This window comes from Nocardiopsis eucommiae, assembly GCF_965344335.1.
GTDB classification, from domain to species: Bacteria; Actinomycetota; Actinomycetes; order Streptosporangiales; family Streptosporangiaceae; genus Nocardiopsis; species Nocardiopsis eucommiae.
Genome location: NZ_CBDRIY010000061.1, coordinates 20807 through 27017, shown reverse-complemented (window position 1 = coordinate 27017; position 6211 = coordinate 20807). Strand labels below are relative to the sequence as shown.

Here is a 6211-nt window from a genome sequence, read left to right as displayed (position 1 = left end):
ACTCCGCGCGCGGTGGCCAGGATCTCCTCCTCACCGATGAGGCCGAAGGGGTCGCGGACCTCGACGGCGACGCCCGGCGCGGGTGTCCAGAAGGCCTCGGAGCCGCCGTACATCCCGCCGGTTCCGTTGTTGTCGAAGTCCCCGAGCTCCCAGGTGTCCGCGTCGCGCTCGTGGTAGCGGGTGAGGAAGGCACGGACCGCCTCCAGGTCGGTGAGCTGCTCGCTCCTCAGGACCAGGACCTGGAGCAGCACCTCGAACCCGCCGCCCTCCTTGGCCTGTTCCCAGGCCCGTTGGGTGAAGGAGACCTCCCCCCACTCGTAGGTGAAGTCCGAGGCCGAGGCCTGGGGACCGACCTTCGCGGGCAGGTGGCCGATGGTGAATCCGTCCAAGGGTCCTCCTCGGGGGCCGACGGCGGACACGGCCGCCGTGAGAACGAGTGCGAGCACGACGGCGAGGGCCGTCGAGGCCCACCTGGTCAGACGCATGGTCACCTCCACCGGCGGGCTCGGGACCGTCCCGAGTGACCGGTGATTCCATGCTCCGCCGGGCGGGCGGTCAGAACCAGAGTGTCCTCGAACCTGTGGATAACTCCGTTCCGACACACCGGCCGGAGGAGGGCCCGGGCCACCCGAGGTTCTCCCCGGGTGGCCCTGAGGGCCGGGGTACTCCCCCGTCCGTTCGTGGCACTCCCCCGCGCGGACCGGGGCCCGGGGTGCTCCCCCAAGGTGTACCCGAGGGCCGGAGCCTAGCGCGCGCCGTCGACGTGGTGGTCGTACAGGAACTCCGCGATCGCCAGGGACGAGGTCGCCGCCGGTGAGGGGGCGTTGCGGACACACACGACACGGCCGTGGGTGTCCACGTGGAAGTCGTCCAGGAGGCCGCCGTCCCGGCCCAGGGCCTGGGCCCGCACTCCGGCGGGCGCCGGGCGCAGGTCGGCGGCGGTGAGCTCGGGAAGCAGGCGGCGGGCCTGCCCGGCGAACACCGCCTTGGAGGCCGAGACCAGTGTCTCCCGCGCGCCGACGGTCCAGTGCTGGCGGGCCAGCCGCCAGAAACCCGGCCAGGCGAGCGTCTGGGCGAACTCACGGGCGTGCAGGTCGCGGGCGCGGTACCCCTCCCGGGCCAGGGCGAGGATGGCGTTGGGGCCCGCCATGACTTCGCCGTGCACGTGGCGGGTCAGGTGCACGCCCAGGAACGGGTACCGGGGGTCGGGCACCGGGTAGAGCAGTCCGCGCACGAGCTCACGGCGTTCGGGAACGAGCTCGTGGTAGTGACCCCGGAAGGGGACGACCCGCGGGTCGGTGCCGCCTCCCGCCATGCGGGCGAGCTGGTCGCTCTGGAGTCCGCCGCACAGGACCATCCGGTCGAACCGGTGGATGACCCGCTCCCCCTTGGGGTCCCCGGTGAGGGCCTCGGTACCGTCGAGGTCCTGACGGAGGTCGATGACCGGGGTGTTGAGCAGGACCCGGCCACCGGAACGGCGCACGTCGTCCGCGAGCTGCTCCGCGACCGCGACGAAGTCCGTGATGGCGGTGGTGGGAGAGTGCAGCGCCCCGACCCCGACCGCGTGGGGTTCGACCTCCCGCAGCCCCTCGGGGCCGAGGCGGGCGACCCCGGGGACCCCGTTCTCCTTGGCCTTCGCCTCGATGTCGTCCAGGCGCGCCTCCTCCTCCGAGTTCACCGCGACGAGGAGCTTGCCCGCCTCCTCGTAGGGCAGGTCGTTCTCCGCGCAGTAGTCCCTGAGCAGACCGACCCCCCTCCGGCAGAGGGTCGCCTTGAGCGATCCCGGGCGGTAGTAGAGCCCGGCGTGGACGACGCCGCTGTTGTGGCCGGTCTGGTGCGCGGCGACCCGGTTCTCCTTCTCCAGGACGGTGACTCGGGTGCCGGGGCGGTGGAGGGTGATGTGGCGGGCCAGGGCCAGTCCGACGATCCCCGCTCCGATGATGCCGATGTGTTCGGTGCTGCGCATGGGCGCACGCTAGCAACCCGGTGTCCGCGAGTTGGGCACCGGGTGACGTGGAACACGGGCGTCGCGGCCCGGGGTCACAGCGAGCGCAGTCCGACCAGGACGGCGTGCAGGATGTCCTCGCGGCCCAGGGGCCGGGACGGGCCGCAGGACTGGAGCGACCCCTCGGAGACCATGCGGGTGACCATCGAACGCACCTGGCCCATGGGGAGTCCGACCTCGGCGGCGAGCTCCGCCACGGTCCGGGCCCGCCGGGCGTGGTTGAGGATGGCCTCCCGCTCGGGGCGCAGCCACTCGTGGCGGCCGGGGGTACGGGCGGCCACCACGAGGGTGAGCAGGTCCAGTTCGGCGGTGTCCGCGGTGGGCGGCGCGGCCCGCTCCGTGGTTCCGACGTCGATGGCGTAGGGCCGCAGGAACCTCTCGTTCTCCGCGTCCTCTCCCTCGTCGGCGGGTCTGGGGCCGTTCCCGTCGGTGCGGTCGGCCGCGCCACGCTCCGTCAGGCGACGGGCGTGGCGGCCCTCAGCGCTCACTGTGTCCTCCTGGTGGTGTCGTGAAGGGCGAGACGTCGGACGGCGCGGGGTCGAGGGGCTCCTGCTCCCCGGAGTCGAGGCGCAGGGACGGCCCGGTGGAGCCGCCTCGGTCGCGCTGCGCCGACCGGCGGTGCGGGAGCCGTCCCCCGGAGGCGCCGTAGGGCCTCCGGGGCTCCGAGGCGCCGACCCGGTACTGCTCGCCGCTGGGCGGCCGGGGCACCGCCTGGGGCTGGGGACCTGAGTGGACCTGCGGCTGGGGGCCGGAGTGCGCCTGGGGGCCGGTCCCCGCCTGGGGCCCGGTGCGGGGGGCCCGGTCGTGGTGGCCGGGGACCCCCTGCGGCCCGGACTGGCCGAACGGCCCCTGGGGTCCCGTCTGTTGGGTCGGCCCCTGGTGCGCCAGGTGACCGAGCGCGCCGGGGAAGGCCGGGACCCCGGCCGGGGAACCCGTGACCGGGACCGGGTTGTCCACGGGCTCCAGCAGGCTGTCCGGGATGAGCGCGGTCGCCAGGGTGCCGCCGTAGGGCGAGGGGTGCAGCCACACGCGGATGCCGTGCCGTTCGGCCAGGCGGGCCACGACGAACAGACCCAGACGCGGGTCGTCGGGCAGGGCCATGACGTCGAACTCCGGCGGCCGGGTGAGCGTGCGCTCGGCCGCCGCGTAGCCCTGCTCGGACATGCCCAGCCCGCGGTCCTCGATCTCCACGATCAGACCGCCCCCGACCGGGGAGCACCCGACGTCCACGGTGGTCCCGGCGGGCGAGAACTGGGTCGCGTTCTCCACCAGCTCGGCCAGGAGGTGCACGACGTCCGCCACGACCTGGCCGTGCATGAGCACCCGGGGCGCGGACGTGAGCCGCACGCGTTCGAAGTCCTCGGTCTCCGCGATGGAGGCGCGCAGCACGTCCACGAGGGGGCGCGGCTGACGCCACCGGCGGGCGGACTGGCCGCCGCCCAGGATGATGAGGTTGTCCGCGTAGCGCCGGGCACGGGTGGCCAGGTGGTCCAGGCGGAAGAGCCGACGCAGCGCCTCGGGGTCCTGTTCCCTGTACTCGATCTCGTCGAGCAGGCGCAGTTGGCGTTGGACCAGGGTCTGGTTGCGGAAGGCGATCCCCAGGAAGGCCCGGTTGGCGCCCCGTCGGATCTCCGCCTGGCGGACGGCGGCCTCCACCGCGGTGATCTGGGCGCTGTCGAAGGCGTCCGCCACCTGGCCGATCTCGTCGTCTCCCTCCTCGTCCAGGGCCGGGAGCTCGTCCACCACGTCGACCTTGTCGCCGCGCTGGGCCCGCTCGATGATCTCCGGCAGGTCGGCGTCCCGGTCCAGGATCTGTTCGCGCAGGCAGGTCAGGCGTTCGGTGAGGCGGCGCGAGGAGCGGCCCACGAGCGCGATGGCCACCACCCCGCCGAGGAGGGTGACGGCCGCGGCGGCGACGCCCAGGGTGACCCTGAGCAGGGCGGCGCTCCAGGCCAGGTCCACGGTGCGTTCGATCTGGGACCGGGAGATGTCGTCCAGGGAACCGGCGGCGACGGCCGAGGAGGTGTCCCAGTCGTTGGCCTCGATGTCGATGGCGGAGTTCCACTCGGTGAGGGGCTCCTGGCCGGGGAGGGCGTCGTCGTTCTGGGCGACCGGCGGACGGGTGACGACCCTGCGGCTGAACCCCTCCGCCCTGGTCCACACGTCATCCTGGACCAGGGCCTCGTGGGCCGCGCGGATGCTGGGGTGCATGGCGTGGCTGACGGTGTGGAGGGTGGAGCGGTAGGAGGCGGTGAGGAAGGTGAAGTGCGCCGTCTCCTCGTAGGTCATCCGCTCCGCCGCGATGACCCCCGCGAGGAGGGCGTCGGCGGTCGCGTACTCCTCCCGCGCGGCCAGGAGCTCCCTGGTGAGGACGGCGTCGGTGAGGTTCTCCCCGCCGTCGGTGGTGTGCAGCAGCGCGATGACGGTGTCGGTGAGGGTCCCCAGGAGGTCGCCGTAGCCGCTGAGGGCCTCCCCCCGGTTGGCGGTGCGGGCGTCGACCGTGGAGCGCAGGGCCTCCAGGCGGTCGGGGGCTCCGGTCACCAGGGCGGAGTTGCGGTTCACCTCGACGTCCCTGCCGTCCTCCAGCCTCTCGGCCAGGGCCACGGCCTCGGTCAGGGCACCGTCGGTGGTGTCGCGCTGTTCCTCCAGGTCGTCCTGGCGGGTCGCCTCCCCTCCGCCGTCCTGGACTCCCAGGTGGACCATGGTCAGTCGGCGTTCGGCGCGCAGCTCGGTCGCGGCCCGGGACAGGATCTCCGTGCCCTCCCTGGCCTGGCTCACGGCGCTCATCAGCTGCGCGGCCTGAGCCGTGCCGAGCGTGGCCACGATGAGCCAGAGCGCGAGGAAGCACAGGCTCGGGATGAGCACGATCCGGTTGAGCTGCCCGCGGATCGTCCGGGTGGACGCGTGTGTTCTTCGCATGGCCCCCTCCAGCCCGTGCGGGTGCCGGGGCGTCCTGGGGAGGTGCCGCGGCGGCTTTCGGTCCTGCCGAGGCTATCGAAAAATCATTGCCGTACGTTGTCAAACAATCACGACTAGTTATACGAGCTTGTGGGGACGGTCGCGGCGCGCGCGTGGAGGAGGGGCGAATCCGACGTGAAGGGGCAGGTCACCCCCCGATCAACGCGAACAGGGCCGCCCGGTGGTCCGGGCGGCCCTGTTCGACGGGGTCCTGGCGGGGCGTGTCGCGGAGTCAGGACTCGGGACGGTGTCGGGAACCCACCGGGGCGGGCAGCTCCTCGGCGGTGGGCGGCTGCTCCACACCGAGCGAGTTGAGCACCTCGGCGTAGCGCAGCGCGGCGATCTTGCCCAGGAGGCTGTCCGCCCCCAGGGGAGCGCCGGGCCGGGCGCCGTGGCGCTCGGCGAGGTCGGCCAGGTACCGGGGCGGAACCTCCGGCCCCAGGGCGCTCGGCGCGATGACCGGGCGCTGGCAGCCGCCCTGGCGCAGCTGGGCCACGACCTGCTCGATCGAGGCCTCGTTCTCCAGGTCCGCCGGGAGCACCGTCAGCCCGAGCCGGGCCGCGAGCAGGACGGCGGTGACGCCGGCGGCTCCCACGGCCCCCTCACCCCCGACGGCCCCGACGACGACGCCGTCGGCCATGGTGGTGTTGCGGGCGGTCACACTGATCAGGCGCATACGGTCGGCGCGCACGAACCCGGCCTCGGCCAGTCGCAGGTGCAGCACCTCGGCCAGCATGGGGTGCGGGCCCAGCCCCTCGGTGACGCGGACGTCCGCGCGGGTGTGGGCCACGGCCGCCTCGATCGCGGCGTTGGTGCCCCCGTGCGGCGCCGTGACCAGGGGGACGACGACACCGGCGAGCGGTCGGCCCTCGGACTCCTCCAGGTCGGCCAGAGCCTCACCGATACCCAGTTCGTGGCCCTCGGTGTGCCCGAACCTGATCGTCACCTCGGGGCGGTAGGCCCGGACGAGATCGGCCATTCGGGCACCGATCAACTCACCGTCGGCGTCCCTGGCCTGTTCGGCCGTGCCCGGGACCGCCATGATCAGGGTGGGGGTACCGAACCAGTTGTCGAAGGACAGCGGGTTGCGGTGGCGTCCGGAACGCCGCTTGGGCAGTTCGCGTGGGGGAAGTCGGTCAGAGTTTCGCATACCAGGATTCAGACGAGAAGTGGATGGGGCGCGCTGTCAAAGCGGGTGGTCACTGCCGCGACATTGTAGCGTTCAACACCACATTCACGGGCGTTTCT

The 6211-nt window shown here is 73.1% G+C and carries 5 protein-coding genes; all 5 read right to left on the bottom strand.

Annotated features, from left to right (window positions below):
* On the bottom strand, window positions 1–485 hold a 485-nt coding region (locus tag ACRWK8_RS25565; protein WP_431873094.1), incomplete at its 3' end, for a hypothetical protein.
* Window positions 486–745: 260 nt separating this feature from the next.
* Window positions 746–1966 carry an L-2-hydroxyglutarate oxidase gene (lhgO, locus tag ACRWK8_RS25560; protein ID WP_431873093.1) on the bottom strand — a complete coding sequence of 407 codons (1221 nt, stop codon included), beginning with the start codon at window positions 1964–1966 and terminating at the stop codon, window positions 746–748.
* A gap of 74 nt (window positions 1967–2040) precedes the next feature.
* On the bottom strand, window positions 2041–2493 hold the full coding sequence (locus ACRWK8_RS25555; protein WP_431873092.1) for a DUF742 domain-containing protein: 453 nt from the start codon (window positions 2491–2493) through the stop codon (window positions 2041–2043).
* Window positions 2483–4924 (bottom strand): nitrate- and nitrite sensing domain-containing protein, encoded by a 2442-nt coding sequence (locus ACRWK8_RS25550; RefSeq protein WP_378747114.1) that lies wholly within the window; start codon window positions 4922–4924, stop codon window positions 2483–2485. The genes ACRWK8_RS25555 and ACRWK8_RS25550 overlap by 11 nt, the downstream gene beginning before the upstream one ends.
* A 271-nt stretch (window positions 4925–5195) precedes the next feature.
* Window positions 5196–6113, bottom strand: a complete 918-nt coding sequence (locus ACRWK8_RS25545) for a sirohydrochlorin chelatase (RefSeq protein WP_431873091.1) — start codon at window positions 6111–6113, stop codon at window positions 5196–5198.
* Between the last annotated feature and the right edge of the window lie 98 nt (window positions 6114–6211).

Bases quoted from the DNA above. Each gene is read 5' to 3' on its own strand.
- lhgO (WP_431873093.1), bottom strand. From the start codon at position 1,966: ATGCGCAGCACCGAACACATCGGCATCATCGGAGCGGGGATCGTCGGA.
- ACRWK8_RS25550 (WP_378747114.1), bottom strand. From the start codon at position 4,924: ATGCGAAGAACACACGCGTCCACCCGGACGATCCGCGGGCAGCTCAAC.
- ACRWK8_RS25545 (WP_431873091.1), bottom strand. From the start codon at position 6,113: ATGCGAAACTCTGACCGACTTCCCCCACGCGAACTGCCCAAGCGGCGT.